This is a genomic window from Marinobacter sp. UBA5687 (genome assembly GCF_002420325.1).
GTDB lineage: Bacteria > Pseudomonadota > Gammaproteobacteria > Pseudomonadales > Oleiphilaceae > Marinobacter > Marinobacter nauticus.
This window is the reverse complement of sequence record NZ_DIHV01000160.1, coordinates 29,649-54,595: the sequence shown is the minus strand read 5'-3', so window position 1 is coordinate 54,595 and position 24,947 is coordinate 29,649. Positions and strand designations below refer to the sequence as shown.

General features: G+C 57.3%; 21 protein-coding genes. 5 read left to right on the top strand and 16 right to left on the bottom strand.

What is annotated here, in order from left to right; translation table 11 throughout:
* Nucleotides 1-3 precede the first annotated feature (3 nt).
* From B3Y70_RS17130 to B3Y70_RS17105, 6 genes are all read right to left on the bottom strand, one after another.
* Nucleotides 4-912, bottom strand: coding sequence for a DUF4892 domain-containing protein (locus B3Y70_RS17130; protein WP_114434036.1), 909 nt, complete (start codon nucleotides 910-912; stop codon nucleotides 4-6).
* Nucleotides 905-1,825 (bottom strand): alpha/beta fold hydrolase, encoded by a 921-nt coding sequence (locus tag B3Y70_RS17125; RefSeq protein ID WP_114434035.1) that lies wholly within the window; start codon nucleotides 1,823-1,825, stop codon nucleotides 905-907. Before B3Y70_RS17125 ends, B3Y70_RS17130 begins: the two co-directional genes overlap by 8 nt.
* A gap of 12 nt (nucleotides 1,826-1,837) precedes the next feature.
* Nucleotides 1,838-2,188, bottom strand: a complete 351-nt coding sequence (locus B3Y70_RS17120; protein ID WP_273029975.1) for a PilZ domain-containing protein — start codon at nucleotides 2,186-2,188, stop codon at nucleotides 1,838-1,840.
* 65 nt (nucleotides 2,189-2,253) lie between these two features.
* A complete protein-coding gene (holB, locus tag B3Y70_RS17115) occupies nucleotides 2,254-3,285 on the bottom strand; it encodes a DNA polymerase III subunit delta' (RefSeq protein ID WP_273029973.1) in 1,032 nt (343 codons plus the stop codon).
* Entirely contained in the window at nucleotides 3,278-5,368 is a 2,091-nt protein-coding gene (locus tag B3Y70_RS17110; RefSeq protein ID WP_113880139.1) for a transglutaminase TgpA family protein, read from the bottom strand. The genes holB and B3Y70_RS17110 overlap by 8 nt, the downstream gene beginning before the upstream one ends.
* Nucleotides 5,365-6,387, bottom strand: a complete 1,023-nt coding sequence (locus B3Y70_RS17105) for a DUF58 domain-containing protein (RefSeq protein ID WP_153739928.1) — start codon at nucleotides 6,385-6,387, stop codon at nucleotides 5,365-5,367. The genes B3Y70_RS17110 and B3Y70_RS17105 overlap by 4 nt, the downstream gene beginning before the upstream one ends.
* 254 nt (nucleotides 6,388-6,641) lie before the next feature.
* On the opposite strand from B3Y70_RS17105, the gene B3Y70_RS17100 reads away from it, so the two are divergent.
* Entirely contained in the window at nucleotides 6,642-7,253 is a 612-nt protein-coding gene (locus B3Y70_RS17100) for a hypothetical protein (RefSeq protein ID WP_153739929.1), read from the top strand.
* Nucleotides 7,254-7,380: 127 nt separating this feature from the next.
* Here the strand turns inward: B3Y70_RS17100 and B3Y70_RS17095 are convergent, their stop codons facing one another.
* Entirely contained in the window at nucleotides 7,381-8,199 is an 819-nt protein-coding gene (locus tag B3Y70_RS17095) for a DUF6160 family protein (protein WP_153739930.1), read from the bottom strand.
* Nucleotides 8,200-8,357: 158 nt separating this feature from the next.
* The gene (locus tag B3Y70_RS17090) at nucleotides 8,358-8,906 is read right to left on the bottom strand and encodes a hypothetical protein (protein ID WP_153739931.1); all 549 of its coding nucleotides are present in this window, start codon (nucleotides 8,904-8,906) and stop codon (nucleotides 8,358-8,360) included.
* A 216-nt stretch (nucleotides 8,907-9,122) separates the two neighbouring features.
* Here B3Y70_RS17090 and pabB point away from each other — a divergent pair, with 216 nt between their 5' ends.
* A complete protein-coding gene (pabB, locus tag B3Y70_RS17085; protein WP_273029967.1) occupies nucleotides 9,123-10,472 on the top strand; it encodes an aminodeoxychorismate synthase component I in 1,350 nt (449 codons plus the stop codon).
* Between the two features lie 48 nt (nucleotides 10,473-10,520).
* On the opposite strand, the gene thrH is transcribed toward pabB, so the two are convergent.
* Nucleotides 10,521-11,135 (bottom strand): bifunctional phosphoserine phosphatase/homoserine phosphotransferase ThrH, encoded by a 615-nt coding sequence (thrH, locus tag B3Y70_RS17080; protein WP_011785066.1) that lies wholly within the window; start codon nucleotides 11,133-11,135, stop codon nucleotides 10,521-10,523.
* 206 nt (nucleotides 11,136-11,341) lie between these two features.
* Between thrH and B3Y70_RS17075 the strand changes: the two genes are divergently transcribed.
* Nucleotides 11,342-12,067: a phosphoadenylyl-sulfate reductase gene (locus B3Y70_RS17075; RefSeq protein ID WP_023010090.1), complete on the top strand. Its 726-nt coding sequence runs from the start codon at nucleotides 11,342-11,344 to the stop codon at nucleotides 12,065-12,067.
* 73 nt (nucleotides 12,068-12,140) lie between these two features.
* Here the strand turns inward: B3Y70_RS17075 and cysB are convergent, their stop codons facing one another.
* Nucleotides 12,141-13,118: an HTH-type transcriptional regulator CysB gene (gene cysB, locus B3Y70_RS17070; protein WP_011785068.1), complete on the bottom strand. Its 978-nt coding sequence runs from the start codon at nucleotides 13,116-13,118 to the stop codon at nucleotides 12,141-12,143.
* Between the two features lie 260 nt (nucleotides 13,119-13,378).
* Here cysB and B3Y70_RS17065 point away from each other — a divergent pair, with 260 nt between their 5' ends.
* Nucleotides 13,379-16,129, top strand: coding sequence for a LuxR C-terminal-related transcriptional regulator (locus tag B3Y70_RS17065; RefSeq protein ID WP_286894761.1), 2,751 nt, complete (start codon nucleotides 13,379-13,381; stop codon nucleotides 16,127-16,129).
* A gap of 250 nt (nucleotides 16,130-16,379) precedes the next feature.
* Here the strand turns inward: B3Y70_RS17065 and dinG are convergent, their stop codons facing one another.
* The 5 genes from dinG to B3Y70_RS17040 are packed head-to-tail and all read right to left on the bottom strand — an operon-like array spanning nucleotide 16,380 to nucleotide 23,307.
* Nucleotides 16,380-18,557 (bottom strand): ATP-dependent DNA helicase DinG, encoded by a 2,178-nt coding sequence (gene dinG / locus B3Y70_RS17060; protein ID WP_286894764.1) that lies wholly within the window; start codon nucleotides 18,555-18,557, stop codon nucleotides 16,380-16,382.
* Nucleotides 18,557-19,315 (bottom strand): general secretion pathway protein GspB, encoded by a 759-nt coding sequence (locus B3Y70_RS17055; protein WP_286894766.1) that lies wholly within the window; start codon nucleotides 19,313-19,315, stop codon nucleotides 18,557-18,559. Before B3Y70_RS17055 ends, dinG begins: the two co-directional genes overlap by 1 nt.
* 3 nt (nucleotides 19,316-19,318) lie before the next feature.
* Nucleotides 19,319-21,007: an ExeA family protein gene (locus B3Y70_RS17050; RefSeq protein ID WP_023010087.1), complete on the bottom strand. Its 1,689-nt coding sequence runs from the start codon at nucleotides 21,005-21,007 to the stop codon at nucleotides 19,319-19,321.
* Nucleotides 21,008-21,013: 6 nt separating this feature from the next.
* Nucleotides 21,014-22,501 carry a DUF3336 domain-containing protein gene (locus B3Y70_RS17045; RefSeq protein WP_121206597.1) on the bottom strand — a complete coding sequence of 496 codons (1,488 nt, stop codon included), beginning with the start codon at nucleotides 22,499-22,501 and terminating at the stop codon, nucleotides 21,014-21,016.
* 23 nt (nucleotides 22,502-22,524) lie between these two features.
* Complete coding sequence (locus tag B3Y70_RS17040) at nucleotides 22,525-23,307, bottom strand: MlaA family lipoprotein (protein ID WP_022991148.1); 783 nt, start codon at nucleotides 23,305-23,307, stop codon at nucleotides 22,525-22,527.
* Nucleotides 23,308-23,395: 88 nt separating this feature from the next.
* Between B3Y70_RS17040 and B3Y70_RS17035 the strand changes: the two genes are divergently transcribed.
* Entirely contained in the window at nucleotides 23,396-23,803 is a 408-nt protein-coding gene (locus B3Y70_RS17035; RefSeq protein WP_273029952.1) for an acyl-CoA thioesterase, read from the top strand.
* A gap of 6 nt (nucleotides 23,804-23,809) precedes the next feature.
* Here the strand turns inward: B3Y70_RS17035 and B3Y70_RS17030 are convergent, their stop codons facing one another.
* Nucleotides 23,810-24,931, bottom strand: coding sequence for a beta-ketoacyl-ACP synthase III (locus tag B3Y70_RS17030; RefSeq protein WP_273029950.1), 1,122 nt, complete (start codon nucleotides 24,929-24,931; stop codon nucleotides 23,810-23,812).
* Between the last annotated feature and the right edge of the window lie 16 nt (nucleotides 24,932-24,947).

The window sequence follows — 24,947 nt, the reverse complement described above, 5'->3', positions numbered from 1 at the left end:
TCCCTACCTCTTGATAACCAGAACCTCAACCCGGTTACCCTGCCGGGCCGGGTCATTCATCTGGACGGCCGGCCCAACCGGAACAATGCGTATCTGACTTCCCGATATCCCCGATTTACCCAGCAGCGCGGCCAGGCTTTCCGCCGCAGCGCGAGAGCGCTCCAAAGCCGCTTCGATCGGCTCGTCCTGCTCGAGATCGGTGAACGAGGCCAGCACCACTTCCGCATCATCGCCAGCCCAGTCATTCAGGGTTCGCCGATCATCCGCTGACCACTCAAAACGAAACGTCACTCCGCCGGACCAGGGGATCACCAAAGGCCCCTGAATCGGGCCAGCTCCAATGGTATACCCGGGAATGGCCGCACCGAAACCAACATTCAGATGCTCAACCCAGACATACTCCCTCAGGTTACCTCTTGTCACAGTGTAGACAAGGGTCAGCCATTGCTGTCCGTCCTCAGCCGTTGTCGCCGCAACCAGGTAATCCTGGGTGGCGTCCCGTCCCAGCAGTCGGGATTGCTGGAAAATCTGGTTGGCCCAGACATTACTGCGGCCACAGGCGATGCCGGCACACTCAAACAGAATCTTTGCGCCACCAGCAGACAATTGCTGGAAGTAATGGGCCCTCGCAGCCTGACGTGTGGCGTCACGAGAGATTTCAAACAGCTGACCCTGACCCTGCACCGGCAAGCGAGCCATGGACTCGGAGCGGATTTCATCACGAATTTCCCGAACCGGACTAAAAAGCACCAGGTGGCCAGCAGACTGTATCTCGACCGTGGATTCAAGCGTTGATTGCGGAAAAGGGGCTGGCGCGTCTTCAGGCCACGCCGCCATTGCAGGAATGGACAAACATAACGACATAAGGCCGGCCAGCGCACCGACCATCGAGGAATTACCACGATCAATCATGTAAGAGAAACCTGTTAATCGCTTCGGCAACGGGAGTCACCTCCCCGTCAAGATGACAATGATGCCCACCGGGCACATCGACTGTTTCAAGGTTGGGGACCAGATCGGCACGACTATCGAGCCCGCCGCGGGAAACCAGCAACCCTTCTTCTGCCCTTACGAATAAAGTGGGTGTCTGGATGGCCGACAAAGACGCCCTCACCTGTTCTTCGGTCATCATCAACGGTGTCGGGTGGCGTAAACGGGCATCCGTGCGCCATATAAACCCGCCAGTTTCCGTGCGCATGTTCCTGGGCACCAGCGTTCTTGCCGCCTCGGGGCTCAGGGGGCTCAGCCCGCCCTCACGGATTCGGGCCGCGCTCTGAATATCCGGATAGACCGCCGGAGCAGCCGAACCAGCCCTGCGTTTCTGTAATGCCCGCCGCAACTGAGGGATCGTCTCACGTGCTGGCCGACTGAGCGCGCCCAGACTGTCAATCATCACCAGTCTGCGCACCCGTTCCGGGAATGCGGCGGCGTAAAGTGCGCAGACGATCCCGCCCAGAGAATGCCCCACAAGATCCAGAGGGTAACGTTCGTTTTCAGGAAAATGCCGTTCCACGAGTTCGGAAAGATCGCCGACGTAGTCCATTAGCCAATAGCTGTAACCCGGCGGCCGGTGGCCCGAGTGTCCGTGCCCTGCCATATCCACCGCATGTACCGTGGTGTTCTCGGCCAACAACGGCGCCAGTCGGGCAAAGGACATGGCGTTGTCGAGCCAGCCGTGCAGAAGGATAGCCGGTGGTCGAGAGCTTTCCTCGCTGGAGTTCGGCCAGGTCAGACCCGAAAGAGTTATGTTATCCAGGGGCCAGTGCATTTCATGGCAACCGGCCTGTGGTTCTGGAACGCTACCGGGTAACGAGGTCTCCGTCATTCGGTAGCGGCCTTACATGGTGTGAGTGGGACGATCGGAACTCAGCGAGCCGGCCAGGTAGGATTCAATCTTGGTGCGGGCAGTTTCGTCATCGCCATTGAACTGGACGCCGATGCCTGCGGCACGGTTTCCCTGAGCGCCCTTGGGGGTAATCCAGATGACCTTGGCAGCAACTGGAATTTTCTCCGGCTCATCCATCAGGTTAAGCAGCAGAAATACCTCATCGCCCAACTGATATTGCTTCTGAGTAGGAATAAACAGGCCTCCCTGACGGATATAGGGCATGTACGCCGCATAGAGAACCGCCTTGTCCTTGATCGTCAGGGTTAGAATACCGCTGCGTGCTCCGAATCCGGGCCCCATATCAAATACCTTTTACGCAAATTTACTGATATTTCGCAATGATAGCAGTTGAACCTGAACAACGCTCACGTTGTCTGCCGCTTCCGGGGCATCAACTCCCGCCAGGCCAGTAGAAGCTGGGTGGCTTCAAGCTCCGGGCTGGCATTATATACGCCCGCGCTCCGGCTTTCCCGAACCCGGTCCAGCAACTGATGAGCGCGCCACGGCGGGTTGGACCTGGCCAGATAGCCCAACATGTCTGCCGTCTCCGGGTCCTGAACCTCGCCCCCGGCACTGCACCGAGCCAGGTCGGCAGCCCAGCTTTCAAACAACCATAATGTATCGTCCAGCCCCAGCGTTTTGAAGCGGCGGGTGGCATCCCCCACCGTCATCTGGCCTTTCATGAACTGCCGAAATGCTTCAAAAGCTTCATCCCTCTGTGGAAGAAACTCACCGGTGGCATACTCCAGCGCCAGCCTGGGGGCGTTCCCCGCCAGCATCAGGCTTTTGGCCAGGGTTTCCGGCAACGGACGGGCTGATTCCTCTAATTCTCTTACCCGGGCAGCCAGCCATCGCCCGGCATCCTCGGTATCCGGTAACGGTATGGTCAGGGCCTGGCAGCGGGATCGTATGGTGGGGAGTACCGGCCGCCCGCTTTCCTGAAGCAGCAACAGGGTCACATCCGGCAAGGGCTCTTCCAGGGTTTTCAGCAGGGCATTGGCGGCGTTTATGTTGAGCTGATCCGCCCGGTCGACAATGGCCACCTTACGGTGCGCAACCTGGGGCGACGCCACGGCAAACGTCGAAAGCGCGCGAATCTGATCCACCTTTACCATCCGGGACTTCTCCGGCGCATACACACGGACATCAGGATGACTGTTCGCCGCAATCAACTGACACTGGCGGCACTGACCACAGGGTACCGGTGCTCCGATGTCGAGTCCGACCGGCTGGTCGCACAATAGCAACCCCGCAACGGCTTCTGCCCAAGCCCTTTTCCCGACACCACGCTCACCTACGACGAGCAGCGCGTGGGGCAACCGATCCTGGGCAAGGCGTTGCTGAACCGTGCTCCAGGCGCGGCCGAGCCAGGGCATGTCCTTCGCAATATCAGTCATGTCGGAGCGTCCGTGAAGCGGGTTCAGGTTTACGGCGCAACTGCCGTTTCATCGTTTTCAATAGCCGGGTAAGCCTGCGCGCTTCGTGCGCGGAAGCTTCCTGAGTTGAGACCGTATAGTAATGGCTGTTTACCGCCCGGGCAAAAAGACGGGCGGACGATTCAACTTCCGGGCGCGCCTCCGACAAGCGTTCTGCCAGTGTCGCCGGGGTTTCACCGGTACGGACTGGCACTCCCACCTGCTCACACAGCCGATGCCAGGCCACAACTACCCGGCCGAAAGCATCCTTGCGGGCGCCCCGGCGAACCGACAGAGCCGAGACAACACCTGCAATGAGCAGTGCAGCACCAACCACACCAGCCGTCAGGTAACCCAGCTCCTTGAGCCCGAAACCACCTGGCAACCGGGACATCAGATCCATCTGGCTCTGGCCCTGGTAACCCACCACCCAACGCTGCCAGTTATAATTGATGCGATCGAGCTGGAGCGACGCCCATTGCAGAACCGCGATATTGCCGTAGCGCTGGGGCGAGGTCAGATCATTTTCGAGGAAAGAGCCCTCATCGGCGACCGCATCCCGCAAGCCGGATTCGATCCGGCTTGGCGCAATGGCAGCTGTCGGATCCACCCTCACCCAGCCCTGACCTTCCAGCCAGACCTCCACCCAGGCGTGGGCATCGTACTGACGGACAATGAGGTAATCCCCACCAGCCCCGGCGTCGCCGCCCTGATAGCCGACCACAATTCGGGCCGGAATCCCGGCTGCCCTGAAAACAAAGGTCGCCGCACCGGCATAGTGAGCACAAAAGCCCCGTTTTTCATCGAACAGCAGCGCGTCAATACCGTCGTCCGGCATGGTGGGGGGGCGCAACGTATAAAAGTAGGCTTGCTCCCGAAAACGCCGGAGCAACGTGTTGACGACCTCGGAATGGGACAGGCCTGCAGACATTTCGCGCGCCAGCTCCCTGGCCCGGGGGTTGCCGGACGAAGGAAGCTGGAGATAGCGCCGCGCTTCTGCCGGGGAAAGGGCCTCAGCCGGCTCTGGCTCAGAGGAAACCTGGGCCAGACGATAACGCACCGGGCTGTCGGCCGGGCGCTGAAACCGGAACAAATCCTCCGGCGTGCTTACCACGTTGCCCGAGACCGCTACCGAATTTTCCAGAGAGAACGCCCAGCGCTCATCTGTCGGCTCCATCAGGATATCGTATTCATTACTTTGCAACGGCCCGACACCACCGTCGTTGTCTACCCTGGCTGGCCGCCGGAAACCGTCGGGGTCGCTCTGGCGCCAGGTTTCATCATCCAGATAGTCGAGAATCAGACCCCGCCAGTAACGCTCCCGATACGGTGGCGACTCGCCCCCGAAGGTTACCCGGAACGCCCTTTCACTACTCTGGGCCAGATTGGAAATGTCGCCTGGTCGCATGGTATCGGAAATCCCACTGCGGGCCTGGCCGGACACCAACGGAACACTCCAGAGCGGCGCCATGCGTGGGAAAAAGACAAACAGAAGGACAACCACTGGCAGCGTTTTCAGTAGCAGCAAACCCAGGCGCTTCCAGCCAGCCCTGAGACTACCGGGTAGATCCGGTGCATTGAGAATCTGGAGGCCCACCATCAGGCACCCAATGGCGGCGAACGTCAGCAATGCCCAGGCAATGTCCTGTTTGAACAGGAAGTTCACGGCCGCAAGGTAAACCTGAATAAAAAACAACACATAGAAATCCCTGGCGGACCGGGTTTCGAGCCATTTCAACCCAACGGCCAACACAAAGAACGAAGCGGCGGTATCCACGGTGAACCGCCCCTGCACTGTGGCCGCATAAACACTAATCAAAGTCACCATGATTCCTGTGCGGAGCAGTCGCCCTGGCAGTTTCACGCGGCCCTTTTGTGCCAACCAGCGCCAGCCCGCCAGCACAGCACAGGCCGCGATGAGCCACCAGGGCAGCCGATCCCATTGGGGAACCAGCAGCAGTGCAAAACTGGCAATCAACCACAAAAGCGCGTTACCGGGGATGGCTTCGATGGATGCCTGTTCTGCCGGTTTTGCGGAGAAAACTCTGGCTATGGTCGATCTCATCCAGACACTCCCGCTTTCGCATTTTCGGCCTGACGGGTACCAAAAGGCTGACCACCGGGATCCCTTGGCGGTTGCTCGCCCCACACCGCTAGCGCGCGCAGGCAACGCTCTCCATGCAGGGAGCCAGTGTCCGGCTCAATGGTATCGCCGGGCAAACTGAGACCGAACCTTGCGTTTTTCTGAACCCGGTCTGCCACCATCCAGGCCAGATAACTCAGCCGCAACTCGGTATCAACACCCGGAAAGGCATGAAAATCCAGCCAGTGCGGACTGCCCTGCTCGCCCTGCCAGTCGGCCACAATCATCTGGCCTGAGCGGGCAAAGCGTTTCCACATGACCCGCTGACTCATATCGCCTTCACGCCAGGGCCGAAGGTCGGCATTGTCCTGGCCGGCCACAGGCGCAGACGACGCGGCCTCGCTACCATCCTGCACGGTTCCGGCAGCATCGGGTGCCGCCAAAGGCCTGGGAAAGGCCACTCCGGCAGACGAAGGACGCAACCAGGACCAGGCCTTTAAAAGCCCGAACGGAAAACGGGTTTCGATACGGATCCGATCCGGACGAAGATAGCCGCGATGGGCAGACGGCACTGGCAGCAACACGTCCCGGGATTCACCCGCCGAAACATGCACGCTCTCAACCGATGAATCCTCAACCGACAGGCTCAGGCCAAGGCCTGGATCCTTACCTGCAGTCACCCGCAGTACAAACGGAATGTCGTCACCCGCCCGACCTTCACCGAGACGGACCAGGGCAACAGAAAGACCGGACAGATTTCTGTGGGTCTGGTGCATGGCTCCCACAAACAAGGCTCCGAGAATAAACGTAAGCAGATAGATAAGGCTGTTCTGGTAATTGATCCCGGTAATCAGCATGACCAACAGCAACAAGCCGTACACCACGCCGGCCGCGGTGGGCAGAATGAAGATGTTCTTCTGACTGAGGGTCTGGCTGTCTGCTCTCGGAATTCGGCGATTGATCCATCGTCGCCAACGGGCGTTTAAAGAATTTCGCATCATGCTCCTGCGACTGGGTTCAGGCCCAAAAGTTCAAGGAATGTGGTTGCAAGTAATCCGGACATAAAACCACAAAAATAATGGTTCCTTAACTATTTACCCTCGAGCACCGGATTCTGATCACACACCAGGCACTTTACGGTTGAAAAACTGTCGGACAAACCGAATACTCAAAAGTAATAGTATGAAGCGTATTGACTGAAGCAGTACACTCAGCAGCGCCTCTTTTGAACCGATTCAGCATGAGGCAATCCCAAATGCGTCGCAAACTGCTTGCAGCCGCAATCACGGCCACCACTCTCACACCGGCCTGGGCCGGCGTGCAAACCATGACGTCCGACGAGATGGTAGAAACCTACGTGGAGGATTCCGCCGTTATTGTTGTCCCGCGCCAACAACAGAAGTCAGAGGCGGATCGGGAAAAGATCATCCGCGCCCTCACCATCTCGCCGGGCGAGCCCGTTCTGAGCGAAGCTGAAGAGGAAGCGTATCGGGAAGCTCTTCAGCGTTATCTGGATGAGGGCAAGAAAGATGCGCTCTCCGATGCCGAAGAGGAGTTCCTGCGCAGAGCCCTGCTGCTTCCGGTCGACGAACTGGCCAGAGCACAGCCACCTGCGGACTTCACCCCGAGGACACTGCCCATTATCTTTGGTCAGCAACCGGAAATTCCGGACGAGCCCTTCACCCAGACTTTCCTGAATGATCAATTGGGCATTGGCTTCGATGGCCAGAATCTGAATTTCAGTATCGGTAATCCCCCGGGCATTGATCAGATCCAGATCCCCGAAGCAATCAACGAAGGCCCGATTACATTGACCCCCCGCCCGGGCGGAGGGTTTGACCTTTCCATTAAGGTGCCCGACCAGTAATTACCCAATCCCTGAAACGAAAAGCGGCGACCAGAACGGTCGCCGTTTTTTTGTCTGCTGATTCGGTCAGACAAAAAAACGCCCCGCGGTGCGGGGCGCTATCACCACTTTAAGGTGTCAGGTCAACTTACTGGTGACCATAAACCTTCATAGTGGTGTTGGTCACAGCCAGGTTGTCTACACGGAAAGAACCGATAGACTCACCGCCGATCTCAACCGCGCCAACACCGATGTCAGCTACGAACTGAGGAATGGTGATCTCCAGAGCGTCGCCACCGGTGGCGGCAGAGGTGCCCTTGCCAACAGTGATCTGCGCTTGGGCGAACATGCTTGCTGCATCAACTGGTCCACCGCTCTCGAAGTAAGTAGCGCCGTAAACGGTGAGGTCACGTACGTTCACACCCAGGAAGTCCACGTCCATATCCATGTCAGTCACGTTGAAGCCAACGTTCATGATCAGGTTGTCAGTGGCGGTATCCACACGGATGTTCAGCAGGCCGAGGTTACCCTCGATACCGATGTTGCTGGCCAGCAGAGTGGAGTCACCGCTGCCGTCAGTGGCGTTCAGAGAGGCAGAACCAACAGCCATGGCGAAGTCGATCGGAGCGCCAGAGATGCTGTGAACATCAATGAACGCGTCACCGTCGGCTTCTACGTCGATGTCGATAACCAGGTCATCCAGCATGCCGGATACGCCAGTTACCGCGCCGTTGGCATCACGCTCAACGGAGCCGCCACCGATGGAGATGTCGTTAACTGCCAGGTAACCTTCGTCAGTGTAGCGGAACTCACCGATGGAAACTTCGGTTTCCAGTTCGATGGTCACACCGGCCTGACCGGTCACGTTACCCATGGTGGTGTCGTCAAGCGCTTTCAGATCAGCTTGAGCGGCAAAAGGAGCTGCAGCAACGGCCGTTGCCAGTGCGATTTTTTTCAGGCCTTTCATAACGTTCTCCTAATTGGAACAGTTTGTTGTTATTTCCATCTCATGCAGACTGTTTGGTGTACTTTTGTATCTGCACGGCTACAGAGTACTGCAGAGGTAACTGAATGTTCCGTGACCACCTTCACGTAATCGATACTTGGATTGTCGGACACAAACCACTATTCAGCCGGCTCTTCATCGACATTGATGTTGAAGATCTTGTTCTCCATCTCCACAACCACCTGCTCGCCAAAAAACGCTTTACCTTCATCAATGGTAAAAGGCACCAGTTGGGCCAGCGTTGGTCCGAAGATATGCTCCATCTCGACCACCAGTACCCGGTCCGCCTCCGACTCTTTATTGGGATTGGCCGTTGTGTAGAACACTGCGGTCGCGCCGATCTTGCCTTTCTTTACCAGTGCAACGAGCGAACGCCGGAGTACCTCAAGGGCAACATCCGCCGGCATTTCCTCAATCTGCTTGATCCGAATCGTTTTGGTCTTGTCTCCAGTGTCGGTTACCACGGCAAACGGTTTTACCCCGCCAGTCACCACGATCCGGTTTTCAAGGTCATCGACCCCCTTCTGGTACATCCGCTCAAACTGCTCCTGAATCATCTCCTTGATTTCAGTTTCAGACGGCTGCTGGGCATTGGCGTATCCGGGTGCCATCAGCAGGGGAACCAGAAACATCAGGAAGGTCATCAAACGGGATTTTAGCTGTGTCATACCTACTCCACTTTCCTCTGAAAGCTCGCGCAACAGGAGCGCACGGCTTTTACATTGTTTTTATGCTGGGGGTGCCCTGCTATCTCGGTTAGAATAGCCACCGGCTTTTTCTCCCCGTCCCAACAGGACGCTATTTCATTAGATCAGTGCCGCCGCAAACGCTACAACGCTGTTTTTGTGGCCTGTTTATCATTTCAGCAAGATTCCGGAGGACCCTTGGGCCGGGCAACAACGCGGGAACTTACCCGGGCGACCTACCACCAGCTTATGATGCATGCCTGCCGGGCACCCGATTTCGTCTTTCTGGGTAGCACAGGCGATAGCGCCCGTCGCGGCACCTTATGTGGCTTCTCGGCCATGGCCGTGTGCTCGCAGGAACTGACTGGTGACAGTTCGGCCCCCATTGATACCGCCAGTCTAGCCCGGGAAATGGAAGAGCGGGCCGCACCATTTCAGGTAGAGCGCGGTACCGACCCGAATCATCTCCCTGGTGGCTGGATCGGCTATCTGGGGTACGAGCTGGGCTACGCCCGGGAGCGGCGACTGGCTCAACTGCGCCACGCCTCCACTGTTCCGTTAATGCATGCCGGGCTCTATCTCTGGACCGCTAGTTTTGACCGGAATAGCGGCCGCTACTGGCTCTGGATTCACCCGGCATGCCCTGCTTCGATTCAGGACCAGATTGAACAATGGCTGTCGGCCCCGGCAAACCACCAGATGCACTGGCATATGAAAGCCCCGTTCGCTCCGGCGCAAACGCCAGAAGAATTCAAATCGGGTGTCGAAGCCGTCAAGCGCTACATAGAAACTGGCGATTGTTATCAGGCCAATCTGTCCCAGGCATTCACTGGCCGATTTTGCGGTGATCCATGGCTGGCCTTCGAGAAGCTTACGGGCGCCAACCCGACGCCCTACAGCGCCTTCCTGAGAGCCGGGGACGGCTCGATTCTTTCCATATCACCAGAGCGGTTTCTGAAAATAGATCAAGGCATCGTCGAGACCAGCCCCATCAAAGGTACACGCCCCCGGGGCTCCTCGCCGGAATCCGATATCAAATTGGCGAATGAACTTCAGGCATCCGAGAAAGATCGAGCCGAAAACCTGATGATTGTGGATCTGTTACGGAATGATCTCAGCTTACACGCTGAGGCCGGAAGTGTTCAGGTGGAGCAACTGTTTGCCCTGGAGTCCTACGCCAATGTCCACCACCTGGTCAGCCATATCAAGGCCCGGTTGAAGCCGAAAGTCAGCCCGCTTCAGGCGTTGTTTGATGCCTTTCCTGGCGGCTCCATCACCGGCGCTCCGAAAATCCGGGCGATGGAAATCATTCGCGAACTGGAACCACACTGGCGAGGGCCCTACTGTGGCTCTGTCTTCTATTACGGACTTGATGGCCGGCTGGACAGCAACATCGCCATACGAACGCTGCTCTGTGAGGCCGACGGAACCATTCGGTGCTGGGGCGGGGGTGGCATTGTGACGGATTCGGACCCGGAAGCGGAGTATCAGGAAACACTCACCAAGGTCAAACCGCTGATGGATTTTCTGGAAAAGCTGAAGCTCTGATCTGCGCCGCCGCCTTGCAGCCGCAGCGCAGATCAGCGATTCGAAAGATCAGGCGCTGTGAATCGCGCTCGCCTTCAAAAATTCCTGTTTCAGATCGTCAAAATTGTGCACCGCCGGGAACTGCGGGAACTCATCAATAACGTTCTGGGGCGCGTGGAACAGAATGCCCGCCTCTGCCTGGCCGAGCATGGTGGTATCGTTGTAGGAGTCACCAGCGGCAATCACCCGGTAGTTCAACAACTGGAATGCACGCACAGACTGGCGTTTCGGATCCCGCTGACGCAGCAGGTAATTGGTGATCTGGCCACTCTCCGCCACTTCCAGTTTGTGACACAACAACGCCGGATAACCGAGCTTCTTCATCAGCGGCATGGCGAACTCGTAAAAGGTATCCGACAGAATCACCACCTGGAAACGCTCACGCAGCCAGTCGAGGAATTCCCGGGCGCCCGGCAGCGGGTCCAGAGTACCGATGACTTCCTGGATTTCCGGCAGCCCATAGCCGTGCTGATCCAGAATACGCAGGCGCTGCTTCATCAAGACATCGTAATCAGGGATATCCCGGGTGGTTGCCTTGAGTTCTTCAATGCCGGTTTTTTCTGCAAAGGCGATCCAGATTTCCGGGATGAGTACGCCCTCAAGGTCAAGACATGCGAGTTCCACAACGGTCTCCTGAACGATAAATAAAAAGATGAGGCACCTGCGCCCCGGTTGGTGGGCGTATGATATGAAAAAGCGCGGCCAAATGCATCGTGTATCCGGTGTTGCCCATCTTTGATGGCATAAAGATATAGATCCTCATTCCTTCAGGGCATTAAAGGTTTGCTGCTAAGCTAGCCACACAAGTTATTGGTACAGACTGGATGATTATGACTGATATCGACTCTCTCCGGGCCGAACTGGATGGTCAAAGCCCCAGGGCGATCCTGAAAGCCGCCCTCGCCCACTATGGCAACATTGCCATTTCGTTCAGTGGCGCCGAGGACGTCGTGCTGATCGAAATGGCTCACAAACTGACCGACAATCTCAGGGTGTTTACCCTGGATACCGGCCGACTGCACGCGGAAACCTACGAGTTTGTCGATCGGGTGCGAAAACACTACGGCATCGATATTGAAGTCCTGTTCCCGGATGCCAAAGAAGTTCAGGACATGGTCAACCGCAAAGGCCTGTTCAGTTTTTACGAAGAGGGTCATTCGGAATGCTGTGGTATCCGAAAGGTTAACCCGCTGCGCCGTAAGCTTGCCACGCTGGATGCCTGGGTTACAGGCCAGCGTCGGGACCAGAGCCCCGGTACCCGGAATGAAGTGCCGGTGGTCCAGCTGGACACCGCCTTCTCAACTGATGCAAAACCACTGATAAAATTTAACCCGCTGGCAAACTGGAGTTCCAAAGAAGTCTGGGATTACATCCGCATGTCTGAGGCGCCCTATAACCGGCTACACGAGCAGGGCTTCGTCAGTATTGGTTGCCAGCCTTGCACCCGCCCGGTGCTCCCTGGCCAGCACGAGCGCGAAGGACGCTGGTGGTGGGAAGAAGCCACACACAAGGAATGTGGTCTGCATGCCGGCAACCTGATCGGCAAGTCTGGCTGAACGGCCCGAAGCTGCGCCCACAAAAAAGCCCGCGTCGCCTTAACGGCCCGCGGGCTTTTCATTGGCCCCAACCTCAGTAGGTTGGTAGCTCGATATCCTTGAACAGCTCCTGAATCTCGGAACGGCTACCCTGGTGGGCCACGGCTTCATCCACCTTTTGCTTGGTGAGATGGGGCGCGAACCGTTCCATGAAGTCGTACATATAGCCCCGCAGGAAGGTGCCTTTACGGAAGCCAATACGGGTGACCGAGGGCCTGAACAGCTTGCTGGCATCCAGCGCAACGAGATCGGTATCCACCTTGGGATCGAACGCCATACTGGCAATAATGCCGACACCCAGCCCCAACCGCACGTAGGTCTTAATGACATCGGCATCAGCTGCAGTGAACACCACTTTCGGGGTCAGTCCCCGTGACTGGAATGCCTCATCCAGCTTGGACCGACCGGTGAACCCGAATACGTAGGTAACCAGAGAGTACTCTGCCAGTTCTTCAAGCGTCAGTTCCTGACCTTTTGCCAGAGGGTGATCCTTGGGAACGATCACGCAGCGGTTCCATTTATAGCAGGGCATCATGATCAGATCGTTGAACAGGTCCATGCCTTCAGTGGCAATGGCAAAATCCACCGCCCCGTTGGCGGCCATCTCTGAAATCTGCATGGGTGTGCCCTGGTGCATGTGCAAGGACACATCCGGATACTCCTCAATAAAGCCCCGGATGACCGGCGGCAAGGCGTAACGCGCCTGGGTGTGGGTGGTCGCGATGCTCAGGTCGCCTTTGCGCTGATTACTGAACTCCTGGGCAATCTTCTTGATGCCCTCTACCCGACGCAGAATCTCCCCGGCCTCCCGGATAATGATCTCGCCGCCCGGGGTAATGCGGGTCAGGTGCTTGCCGCTGCGGGCAAAAACCTCGAGCCCCAGCTCGTCTTCGAGCAAACGAATCTGTTTGGAGATGCCCGGCTGTGAGGTGAACAGACTCTGGGCGGTGGCGGACACGTTGAGGTCGTGGTGCGCAACTTCCCAGATATAACGCAGCTGTTGTAATTTCATTAATTCTGTCGCTCCCTGGATTTCCGGCCCTGAGTCAGTGCCTCAGGCTCAACTCGTGAACGCTGGTGGATTCATAACCGGATAATACGCATAAAGGATCAATTTTTCATTCTTTTTTGGTATACAAGGCAATCTGTATTCAGTGTAGACCAAATCTCTGGTTTCGCTGGCCCGACAACACCTTGCGTCAACACAGCCCTTGACTTGTGTGTGACAAAGCACACAATCGCTAATCAAACGTGCCCAGATCCCGGGAAGCCATGCTGCTGACAACCAAATTCCTCCGGCCAACACCCGATTCCAGAGCCGTTCAACGTCAACGGCTGGACGCCCTGCTGCAACCGGAATCCGGCAAACGACTGAATCTGGTTATTGCTCCGGCGGGTTATGGCAAGACCACACTGGTCAGCCAGTGGTGCGCCGGCAACAGCATGCCCACCGCCTGGCTCTCACTGGACGAGCAGGACGACAAGCCAAGGCAATTCTGGCAGTACGTTATCGGTGCCTTCGAGCATGCCGGCCTGATCGGACTGGAAGACTGTAAGAAACTGCTGGCCAGGCAGGATGACGACGAACTCACACCCGCCATTACCGGCCTTTTGAATGTTCTCGCGGCAGATGGCAATGCCTGGTCTCTGGTGGTGGATGACTACCACGTTATCAGTAACGACACCCTTCATCGCCAACTCGCGTGGTTTCTGGACTATCTGCCACCCGGTATCCTGGTGACCCTGGCGTCACGAACTGAGCCACCGCTGCCACTGGCCCGCTGGCGCGTCCGCCGCCAGGTTCAGGACATCCACCCCGGTCTGCTGGCGTTTTCCGAAGAGGAATGTCAGGAATTCTTCTGCAGTACGATGGCCATGGAGCTGTCCGAGGACGACATTCGGTCGATATGCCGTAAAACCGAAGGCTGGGTCGCCGCCATGCAGCTCTCAGCATTGGCCGGCAAGAAAGAAGCCGTCCTGCCCGGTCAGGCCCTGGGCTCACCGGACAGCCGACTGATTTCCGATTATGTCCTTACAGAAGTGCTTGAGCAGCTTCCCGAAGATCTGACGGACTTCCTGCTGGAAACGGCTTGTTGTCCGCGCTTATGCGCCCCTTTGTGCAATTCCGTCAGGCAACGCCAGGACAGTCAGGAAAAGCTGTCCAGCCTTCTGTCCCAGAATCTCTTTCTGATCCCGCTGGACAACAGCAACGAGTGGTTCCGTTACCACGACCTGTTTCGGGAAGCCCTGTTACAGCGAATCCAGAGTGCCGCCCCCTCCCATGCCTCGGAACTGCAATCCCGAGCCATTGACTGGCTACTGCGCCATGGCCATGTCCAGGAAGGGATTGTCCAGATTGTCCGGCGCAACGATACAGACCATCTGGCGGCGGTTCTGGCGGAACACGGCAACAACCTGATTCATGGCGGCTATCACCTTCCTGTACTTGAATGGCTGGATGCTATCCCTGCTCACAAGATTCAGGACAGCCCACAACTGCAGATGCTCAGGATCTGGGGGCTGTTTTTCGCAAACCGGGTTGAAAGCCTTGACCCGCTTCTGCTGGAAGTTGAGGACCTGCTGGACCGCCGCGTTGCCGATTCCCACCCGGACGCGGAAGGCGCACTGGCGTTGCACAGCGAGATTTCCCTGGTGAGATCCTACCTGGCCCGCACCCGCAACGATGAGAAAAACGCCTCGGATCTTACCCGACAGGTACTCAAGGACATTGATCAGATCAGCATTCCCCTGAAGTCCGTCACCTATTACGGGTTGGGCCTGGATTATTTCGGCAAGGGCGAACTCAATGATGCCGAGGAGGCTCTGGAGTCTGCCGTTCATTATGGCCAGGTAGAACGCAAAGCCAGTACGGTTCTGTCATCCGGCGGTCTGCTCGCCTGGATTCAATACCACCGTGGCGATACCGATCTTGCTCTTGAGACGACTGGGCGAGTACGACAATGGGTAGACGAACACTATTCCGACCCCAGCCAGCCGAGATTGATCTCCTGCTGGCAAAACAGTGCATTGACAGAAATCTATCGCGAGCGAAACCAGATCAGCACCGCCGACGGATACCTGGCCCCCCTGCTCGATCATGTACGAAAGGGTACCGAACCGGGCCAGCATGTGGTGATCCAGTACGTACGGGGACACCTCGCCTTTACCCGGGGTGACCTGGAAACGGCGGTTGAGGCACTGGAAGATGCCGTGACAACCGGCCGGCGCCGGAGGGAACACATCGTCTTCGAGCCGCCTGCCGCGTCCGCCTTGTTGGCACGCTGCTACCTGGCCTCCGGCCACGCCGACAAGGCCCGCGCCTGTTTGCAACCCGCTCTGGACGAACCAGCGACCAATCCGCTTAACCGGGAGCAGAACCAGATTGCCCTGGCCCGGGTGCAGAATGCACTGGGCGAATATCAGCAAGCCCAGGACACCCTGTCCGCTCTGATTCCAACGGCGGAACGCAACGCCCACAACCGGCATCTGGTGGAGATTCTTCTGGTGTACGCCGAGGCGCTGGCCCACGAGGGCCGTGCCGACGAGTCCGATGCCATGCTGGAGAAGGCATTGGACCGGGCCGAAAACGCGGGTTTTCTGCGCCTGTTCGCGGAAGAGAGCACTGCCCTGCGGGACATGCTTCTGGATTTTCCCAGACTACGCACCCCGGGCCGGTGGAACCGGGAGTTGCTCGCAATGCTTCGGGAACTTGCTGCAGAGCAGCCTGGCGAACCGTCTTCCAATGGTGCCCAGGAAACCAGTCGTACCAACGAGACTGCCCGTTCGGGGGGTGAGGCTGCAAATGTTCTGGCGGAACCGTTGAGCCAGCGTGAGCAAGAAGTGCTTGTGCTGATCCATCAGGGACTGTCCAACAAAGAAATCGCTGAACGCATGTCCGTTGCCCCGGCAACCGTGAAGGCGCACATCAGGAATCTGTACGGCAAGCTCGGAGTGAGCCGGCGCACCGAGGCGCTGGCGAAAGCAAGGGAGGTGGGGTTGCTGGAGGATGTCGCCAAAACGTGACAGACCGCACATTTGACCTCAATTAAGCCTGGTCACTACGCCCTTTGGACGATCCGTTTACGCCCCTTTAAGCCCTATCATTTAACCATGGTGAGGTTAACGCCTTACCTCGAAATCTGAAATTCAGGCCTTCAGACTTCTTGTTCCGCGTTGTTTCGACGCCCGGGTTCGTTAAGAACCCCTTCCATGAGAGCCACCCCTTGCGGGCTGGCTCTTTTTTTATGGGTCAATTTACAGGCATGAGAGAAATCTAGTGTTCAATGATGCGGCGAAACGGCGGGAGTGCATCCAATAGCAACTGCCCGTAGCGTCGAGCCACAATCCTGCGGTCCAGAATGGTCACCCGCCCCGTGTCCTGTTCCGTTCGCAGCAGGCGGCCAACGGCCTGCACCAGTTTGACAGAAGCGTCCGGCACTGTGATTTCCATAAAGGGATTGCCCCCACGTTGGGTCACCCACTCGGCCAGACTGGCTTCAATGGGGTCATCCGGTACCGAAAAGGGCAATCGGGTGATCACCACGTGGTGCAGATAGCGCCCCGGCAGGTCAATGCCCTCTGCAAAGCTGGCCACACCAAACAGTACACTGGGCTTACCTTCGTCAACCCGGCTGCAATGCACCCTGAGCACCTCATTCTTGGCCATATCGTCCTGGGTCAGGATAAGTTCCGGGTACTCAGGCGCCAGCGCATCACGAACCTGCTGCATCTGACGGCGCGACGTAAACAGCACCAGTGTCGCCTTTTCTCCGGCCCAGAGCTCCGGTAAACGCTTGACCAAGGCATCGGCGAAACCATCGTCGGTAGGCATCGCGACCATGGCCGGCACTTCCACCGTCGCCATTTCGGCGTACCGGAAAGAACTGGGCACTACCAGATAACGGCTGGCCTCAGGCAATCCGGCTCGTGAACGAAGGCGATCAAAGCGCCCGAGCGCCGTCAGCGTGGCGCTGGTGAGCACCGCTCCGTAAGCCCTCGACCACAATCTCGAATAAAGCAGGTTATCGGCCAGTACCGGCGAGCTGAACAAGGTAATCTCTTCAGCATGGTCCCAGCGCTGGCGCACTGCCCACCTTGCCGCCGGTGGGCCTTTACGGGCAGGAGCTTCGACCACCGGCTCCTCTTCATCACTGACGATGGCGACACCTTCGCTCCAGGCAATCCACAACCGCAGCTGATCTTCCGCCCTGGCATGAAAGGAACCTACTACCGGGTACCAGGAATCTGCTGTGTCCCGGTCCAGCTCCGGATCCTTGCGCTCATCGAATGCGCTCTGGAGTTCATCGACCAATGTTCCGAGGTGCCGACAAAGCCCTGCCGTGGCGATTCGTGTTTCCCCAGCCAGTTCGGCCAGCTTCTCGGGCAAGGCACCATCCGGATACCGCCACTGGGCACTGCGGCGCTCTTCGTTAAATTCCCAGCCGGTATTCTGCTCAACCTCTTCGTACAAGCGAGTGAGTGCCAGATCCAGATCCCGACCCGCGGCACTGATCTTTTCAACCGCTTTGGCGGCCTGGGAGCCCGCTGGAAGCCAGGGCTGCATCTTCACCAGCGCCTGGGAAAGCTGTTTCAGCCATTGCCGGGTGGAGTTCAACGGCACCGACGCGGCGAAATGGTTCAGGGCCTTGTCGGGCAGATGATGGGCTTCATCGAAGATGAACAGCGCGTTCTCCGGCTCCGGAAGAATGGCGCCACCGCCCAGGGCCAGATCCGCCAGCACCAGGTCGTGATTGGCCACCACCACATCGGCATCGTCCAGATCCTTGCGGGCATCAAAGAACGCACAACTGTCAAAGTAGGCGCAGTGCCGGTTGGTGCACTGGCGATGATCAGTCGTCACCTGACGCCAGATTTCATCGGGAATCTGTTCCGGCCAGTGATCCCGGTCGCCGTCCCAGTCCCGGGAACCATAACTGGCAAGCATGTTTTCAAAGGTGGCCCGGCTACGGGCTTCGTCGTCTACCGGCTGATCCAACAGGAACAACGGCATGGTATCGCTGTCACCATGGCCCTCATCGTGCAGCCTCGCTTCCAGTCGCGACATACACAGGTAACGACCACGGCCTTTGGCAAGAGTCCAGCTGAAATCCAGCTTGCTGTGTTTACGCAGGTCTGGCAGATCTTTCAGAACGATTTGATCCTGAAGCGCCACCGTGGCGGTGGAAATCACCAGAGTCTTGCCAAGGGCTTTCGCCACCGGAATGGCGGCGATGAGGTAGGCCAGCGTTTTACCTGTACCGGTACCAGCCTCCACCACGCAGGTAGCCGGCGGGGAAGTGCGCTGGCCATCGTTATCGGTGATTTCCCCCATATACCGGGCAATCTCCGCAATCATCAAGCGCTGGCCATAACGGGCACGGATATCCTTGCCCGCCAACACATCCCGATAGGCTTGCTGAATCTGCTGTTTAACGTCCTCTGTCAGCGCCATTATCTCGGGCTCACCCAGTCACGTACGGTACCTACACGGAAAAACTGGCCGTTCTTGCTGAGCACCACGCCGTCTTCGGTAATACGTTCTACCAACAGCGGCCCAAAGCCATCTCCCGGCCTCAGGTAATGGCCATTGATCATGACACGACTGGCGGAGGGATCGGATGCAAATATGTGACTGTTAAAGGTCAAATCAGGGACACTCTTCTGAAAAGAAAGGGGTAGTTCCACAAGGTGAGGCACCCTGCCCTGCGGCACCCGTTCCGTCAAGGCAGATTGTGGCAACGGCTGACTTTCGGACCGACTTGGAACAATGACGACAGGTTCGTCCCAGGACTGCTGGTTGACGCCGGACTCATCTGACATGGCATCATCACCTGCCTCAGTGACCACGCCCGTACCTTTTGCCTGAGACAGGTCCTGCCCTCCGGAAACCCGGACCGGATCCGCTATTTCAGTCTCTGGAAGCGGCTCAGGCTCAGGCTGAGCCGCCGGCACATCGGGTACCGGTTCGGACTGTTCCTGGGCTACAGCAGGAGCCTCCTGCACCGTCACGATCTTTGCGTCTCGCTCCGGCCAGAACAACCAGGCAAGCACACCCGCGTTCACTAACAAGGCCAGTGCAATCCACACCACGGCCGATACCGGCTTACGTTTGGGGCGGTATACCATCTGTACCGGTTGTCCGAGATCAGGCGCTTTGCCCTGTCGGCGCTCCGCTTCGGATTTTCGGAGCGCATCGAGAATATACGACATACGCTACCCGCTCCTGGCCATCACCGACGAAACCAGACGTGGAATATTCTCGGCCAGATCGTTGTTCATCTGGATAATGGTCATGGCGCCTGCAATACCATCCACAGTGAGCCCACGTTTTTCCTGATACCAGCGCACCTGGTCCGTCATCTCCATACGCTTCACCCGGGCTGCCTCCTGCCCACCACTGCTCAGACGCTCTGCAAGCTCCATCATCCGGGCACCGATCCATAACTGCTGGCCAGAGTCATCGCCGTAGAAACCATCGCCGGTCATGAATTCAGGAATTCGCCAAAGTACCCTGAAATCACCGTACCAGTATTCCTCAATCTCGCGAAACGGCACTTGTTGGCTGCCCACCGGCGTCGCAATCATGGCCAGCTCACCATCCAGCTGTTCCACAACTACCTGGCGGGTACGACCGCGTTCATCCCTTAACTGAAGGATGGCCGGCCGATTGATAAACTCCAGGCTTCTCCGACTGCCCTGGCGTTCAAGGCAGGCCAGCCCTACCGTTGCGGCGTAATCACAGGCGATCGGGTTGGCCGACGGTTCATAATTCTTGCCCCACAGATCAAACAAAGCGCCGAAGGCCTCAGCCAACGACTGGGTGTGCTGGTTGAACACGAACCCCTGCGATGTTGGCTCCGGTGCCACGATTTCCGGCTGGTCAGAATCTGATACCGTTTGCGGCTCAGGCTCTGCCTCCCGTTCAATCACACCTGCAACGGACCGTTCGGCCTTGGGCTCGGCGAGTGCCGGGGTGGGTGAACCAGGAAGTTCAAGCAGCCACAAGGTGCCAATGATGGCCAGTATGACCGAGGCGACAACCAACCATACATGACTGCCCCGGCTTCGGAACGTCCCGCCGGCCGGGGCCATCGCCAGCCCGCCATTGACCTCTTTTGCCGCTTTGCGAATGTGGGTGACGGAGATCAGATGATCTCCCTCCGCATAGGCGCCGAGCAGTGCCCGGTCGCTGATCAGATTGATAAGCCGGGGTACGCCCTGACTTTCCCGATACAGTCTACGGACCGCCCCGGGGGTAAAAATATCACCCCGCATACCGGCAACATTAAGCCGGTACTGCAGATAGGCAGGCAATTCCTGCCGGTCTATTGCATCCAGGTGGTAGCGTGCCGTGACCCTTTGATTAAGCTGGCGAAGTTCCGGCAGAGCCAGGATCTCCTGCAATTCCGGCTGGCCAAGCAGAACAATCTGCAGCAGTTTCTTTTCCGAGGTTTCCAGGTTGGTCAGCAGGCGCAGCTGTTCGAGCACCTCAGCGGAGAGGTTCTGGGCCTCATCAATAATCAACACCTTGTGCCGGCCCGCAGCGTGGGCTTTCAACAAATCCTGGTTGATGCTGTCGACCAGGGTTTTGATACTGGCATCAGGTTGATGCGCTATTTCCAGTTCATCACAAACGGACGACAACAGTTCCCTGGCGGACAGGCGCGGATTCAGGACCAACGCAATATCCACATGTGCCGGCGCGTTTTCTATGAAGCAGCGACAAACCGTGGTTTTACCGGTGCCCACCTCGCCAGTGATCACAATGAAACCGCCCTGCCCCTGCACACCGTACATCAGGTGCGCCAGTGCTTCCTTGTGGCGATCGCTGAGGTAGAGATATCGGGGGTCGGGAGCGATTGAAAATGGCGGCTCACGAAAGCCGAAGAAATCGTAGTACATGGTTCCTCAGGGCCTGGCCGGGGTATCACCGCTTACCAGTTTGAGTTCCGCTGCGCGCCGGTTTTGCTGTTTCAGGCGGCGAACGCAACGCTCCAGGGTTTTCGAGATCCGTGCGTGGGAGCGGATCATGGATATCTTGGGCCAGGTCGCCCGCTCACCTTCCAGAATCATCTCACGAACATACTCAGGGCTCGGGTTGGCAAGCATACGCCGAAAATGTCGCAGGGAATAGTTTGGTGCGATGGTCACATCGCCGGAGTATCGCTGAGCCATAATGGTATACATCTGGCCGGAAAGCTGCCGCAGGATCTCTGGCCGAACACGTTTTCGAAGGTAATCGAATACGCCTTGCCCGTGGAACTGTATCTCGGATTTCAGCAAGTGGGACGGCAGATTGGTCAGCGACAGTTTTTCATCCTGGCCACGATCCGTCAGAAACGGCACCACGTGAGGGTTGGTCTGGCTGACAATGGTGAAATTTACATCATAAAGGTGCATCAGTCGTTCAATAGGCAGATCGCTCACAACAGAGCCGTCCACAAACTTGAGCCGCGGCATGTAGGGCAGCGAATTACCGTTAAGATCTTTTTTCATCAGCGTTACTGGCGGGAAAATACCCGGTACAGCCGCACTGGCCAGGGCGGCACTCCACACCAACAGGTACGGTGACGTGTAACCGCACAGCAAGCGGGCTTTCTGATGCGCCTGCACCGGAGACACACTGATATTAATACTGCGCCCCGTGCGCTGGTAGGCTTCCTCAAAGGTATAGTCGCCAATATTCTCCCGCAGGCATCGGCGCAATGTGTCCTGGTCCATCAGACCGGTTCCGCGCATGGCGCTTAACAACCCCCGCCATTTCCATGCTTTCAGGTTATGGCTTTCAGGCACCAGCATTTCAGGAATTTCAGCATCGGTATGAACCCCCAGAATGCCGGCGATAATGGCGCCGATGCTGGAGCCGGCAATCACCTGCGGCAAAAGGCCTTTCTCCCAGAGCGCCTTGATAACCCCAAAATGGAACATGCCCAGACTGGCGCCACCACTCAACAGTAAGGTGGGCCGCCCGTAGCTTGTCAGGGTGTCGCGGAAAAACTGCAGTTTGTCATACACCGGGAAACCAGGGACCGGGTGGTCACACAGGTAATCCAGCGACTCACAGACCTGAGTGATGTATTCTTCAATCAGGTGTTTGGTACCGACGCGGGAGCGGGTGTACAGCGCCGGATTCCCCATGTTGCCAAGGTCGTGATGCAACCCTTCCCTGAGCGCGCGCTTCAGGCGCTCGAAGTCATTCTGTTGGCGATACTGCTTGAGATTGGACAGGCGATCATAGATCAGCTCGTAATGGTAAAGATCGGAGGCAAAATCCTCTTTCCATTCGGCATTGCCCTCAAGAAAATCCAGCTCCAGTGCGGCCGCTTTCCACTGTTCATAATTCGTGGCCTGCGCCAGCATTTTTCGGAAACGGGTTATTCTCGGGTCCTTGATCACCTGTCGCCTCCCGGCTTGTACACTCAGAAATCGTCGAGCATCAGATCGTCATCATCACTCGCGAAAGGATCTTCGGTGATCTTACCATCGTTAATCAGGAATTCACGACGCTGAAGGAAGGCATTGCGCATAAACGTGTACCGATCCCCGGAAATGAAATTCTCCGCCGGGATCAGGTCTGCTCGCTTATCCACAATCTGGAGCATTCGCAGGTAATACCATTCGGGGTTCTCGACCGAGTCCCACGCCGAAGGCAGCATGAACCCGTCCGCCGCCATACCCGTGAAATACCGGGGCGTGGACGGCCCAAGCAACGGCAGCATCAGGTAAGGACCGGAATCCACTCCCCAGGTTGCCAGGGTCTGGCCGAAATCCTCTGGCCGCTCGGGCAGCTCGAAGGCGTTGGCAACATCAAAGAAACCACCAAGGCCGAAAACCGTGTTGTAGGTAAAACGGCCAACCGCCACAACCGCAGACTCACCCTTCAGCTGCAGAAGGCTGTTGGTGAAGTTACGGATTTCGGTCAGGTTATTGAAAAAATTGGTAATCCCCCGGTCCACCAGATCTGGTGTGACGGTGCGATAGCCCTTGGCTACCGGCCGGAGAAACCACCGGTCAATAGCATCATTAAAGGCGAAGACCTTTCGGTTCCAGTTTTCATAGGGATCGCCGGTTTCAACCGGCATAGTCTGTTCACCCGGGGGCTCCTGGAGATTCTGGGCCGTGGCCGGATTAAAGACCGCCAGGGCCGGGAAAACTGCGATGACCATCCAGGATGACCAGCGCCGGGACTTACGCTCTTTCATGTCGCTCTCTTGGGTTGTTTAACCTGTTCAATTTCGTCAACAATACCTGCGCTTTATTATTATTTTTCAACCTTCCGGAGGAAATCCGATGTCAGTACCGGGAAATCCCGTCAGCTCCCTCGCCATGGCACTGCGATGGGGTGATATGGATGCATACGGCCACGCCAATAACACAGTTTACTTTCGTTTCTTTGAAGAAGCCCGGATTGTCTGGCTTGCCTCACTGGAACTCGGTGGTGCCGAAGACGCCACCGGGCCGGTCATTATAAAGACCAGCGCCACATTCCTGAAGGAGCTGACGCACCCCGCCACTGTGGTGGTGGAAACTTACGCGGACAAGGCCGGAAATACCAGCCTGGACACTTACCACCTTTTGAAAGACAAGGATACCGGAGATATCTACGCGGAAGGCTATGCGAAAATCGTCTGGACGGACCGGGCGACACGCAAATCCACCCCGCTGCCAGACACCCTGCGGGCGCTGGCAGCGAGATAAACAGACTCAGCGATGGCGAACCACCACGCTGCCAATGGAATAGCCGGCGCCGAATGAGCAGATTACGCCCAGATCGCCGGCTTTCAGATCGTCCTTGTATTTGTGGAACGCGATTATGGACCCTGCGGAACTGGTGTTGGCGTATTCGTCCAGAATCACCGGAGCCTCTTCCACACTGGCATCACGGCCCAGCACCTTGCGCGCGATCAGCTGATTCATGTTCAGATTGGCCTGATGCAGCCACATCCGGGTGAGATTACCCGGGCTGAGGGAAAGGGATTCCAGATGGCCCTGAATGGTCTCGGCCACCAGGGGTGAGACTTCCTTGAATACCTTCCGGCCCTGCTGGATAAACAGTTTGTCTGGCTTGCCAATGCCGGATTCATCGGCACGATTGAGGAAGCCGAAGTTGTTCCGGATGTTATTGGAAAACTTGGTTTTCAGGCGAGTACCCAGAATTTCAAAACCCTGGCCGGCTTTAGTGTCTTCCTCACGCTCAACCAGTATCGCCGTGCAGGCATCACCGAAGATAAAGTGGCTGTCCCGATCCCTGAAATTCAAGTGGCCGGAGCAGATTTCCGGGCTGACCACCAGCACCGAACGTGCTGCACCATTTTCGACCGAGTTGACTGCCGCCTGCAGGCCGAAAGTGGCAGAACTGCACGCCACGTTCATATCGTAGGCAAAGCCTTCAATACCCAGGGCTTCCTGCACTTCAATGGCGATGGCCGGATACGGCCTTTGCAGGTTGGAACAGGCAACAATGACGGCATCGACATCGGCCGCCGTTTTGCCCGCCTGGGCCAGGGCTTCCTTGCTTGCAGCGACGGCCATATCGCACTGAACCGACGGTTCATCGTTGCTACGCTCGGGGATAGAGGGTGTCATCCGGTGGGGATCAAGAATACCTTCCCGATCAATAACATGCCGGCGCTTGATGCCAGAGGCTTTTTCAATAAAGGCAGAGGACGAGGGTTGCAGGGCAGCGACCTCACCACGGGCAATTTCGTCGGCATGCTCGCTGTTGAACAGCTCCACGTACTGATTGAACGCTTCAACCAGTTCATCATTCTCGATAATGGCGGGCGGCGTATACAGGCCGGTTCCGCTGATGACGGCTTTAATCACAATAACCCCACGTCAC

Bases quoted from the DNA above. Each gene is read 5' to 3' on its own strand.
- B3Y70_RS17130 (WP_114434036.1), bottom strand. From the start codon at position 912: ATGATTGATCGTGGTAATTCCTCGATGGTCGGTGCGCTGGCCGGCCTT.
- B3Y70_RS17125 (WP_114434035.1), bottom strand. From the start codon at position 1,825: ATGACGGAGACCTCGTTACCCGGTAGCGTTCCAGAACCACAGGCCGGT.
- B3Y70_RS17120 (WP_273029975.1), bottom strand. From the start codon at position 2,188: ATGGGGCCCGGATTCGGAGCACGCAGCGGTATTCTAACCCTGACGATC.
- holB (WP_273029973.1), bottom strand. From the start codon at position 3,285: ATGACTGATATTGCGAAGGACATGCCCTGGCTCGGCCGCGCCTGGAGC.
- B3Y70_RS17110 (WP_113880139.1), bottom strand. From the start codon at position 5,368: ATGAGATCGACCATAGCCAGAGTTTTCTCCGCAAAACCGGCAGAACAG.
- B3Y70_RS17105 (WP_153739928.1), bottom strand. From the start codon at position 6,387: ATGATGCGAAATTCTTTAAACGCCCGTTGGCGACGATGGATCAATCGC.
- B3Y70_RS17100 (WP_153739929.1), top strand. From the start codon at position 6,642: ATGCGTCGCAAACTGCTTGCAGCCGCAATCACGGCCACCACTCTCACA.
- B3Y70_RS17095 (WP_153739930.1), bottom strand. From the start codon at position 8,199: ATGAAAGGCCTGAAAAAAATCGCACTGGCAACGGCCGTTGCTGCAGCT.
- B3Y70_RS17090 (WP_153739931.1), bottom strand. From the start codon at position 8,906: ATGACACAGCTAAAATCCCGTTTGATGACCTTCCTGATGTTTCTGGTT.
- B3Y70_RS17075 (WP_023010090.1), top strand. From the start codon at position 11,342: ATGACTGATATCGACTCTCTCCGGGCCGAACTGGATGGTCAAAGCCCC.
- cysB (WP_011785068.1), bottom strand. From the start codon at position 13,118: ATGAAATTACAACAGCTGCGTTATATCTGGGAAGTTGCGCACCACGAC.
- B3Y70_RS17065 (WP_286894761.1), top strand. From the start codon at position 13,379: ATGCTGCTGACAACCAAATTCCTCCGGCCAACACCCGATTCCAGAGCC.
- dinG (WP_286894764.1), bottom strand. From the start codon at position 18,557: ATGGCGCTGACAGAGGACGTTAAACAGCAGATTCAGCAAGCCTATCGG.
- B3Y70_RS17055 (WP_286894766.1), bottom strand. From the start codon at position 19,315: ATGTCGTATATTCTCGATGCGCTCCGAAAATCCGAAGCGGAGCGCCGA.
- B3Y70_RS17050 (WP_023010087.1), bottom strand. From the start codon at position 21,007: ATGTACTACGATTTCTTCGGCTTTCGTGAGCCGCCATTTTCAATCGCT.
- B3Y70_RS17040 (WP_022991148.1), bottom strand. From the start codon at position 23,307: ATGAAAGAGCGTAAGTCCCGGCGCTGGTCATCCTGGATGGTCATCGCA.
- B3Y70_RS17035 (WP_273029952.1), top strand. From the start codon at position 23,396: ATGTCAGTACCGGGAAATCCCGTCAGCTCCCTCGCCATGGCACTGCGA.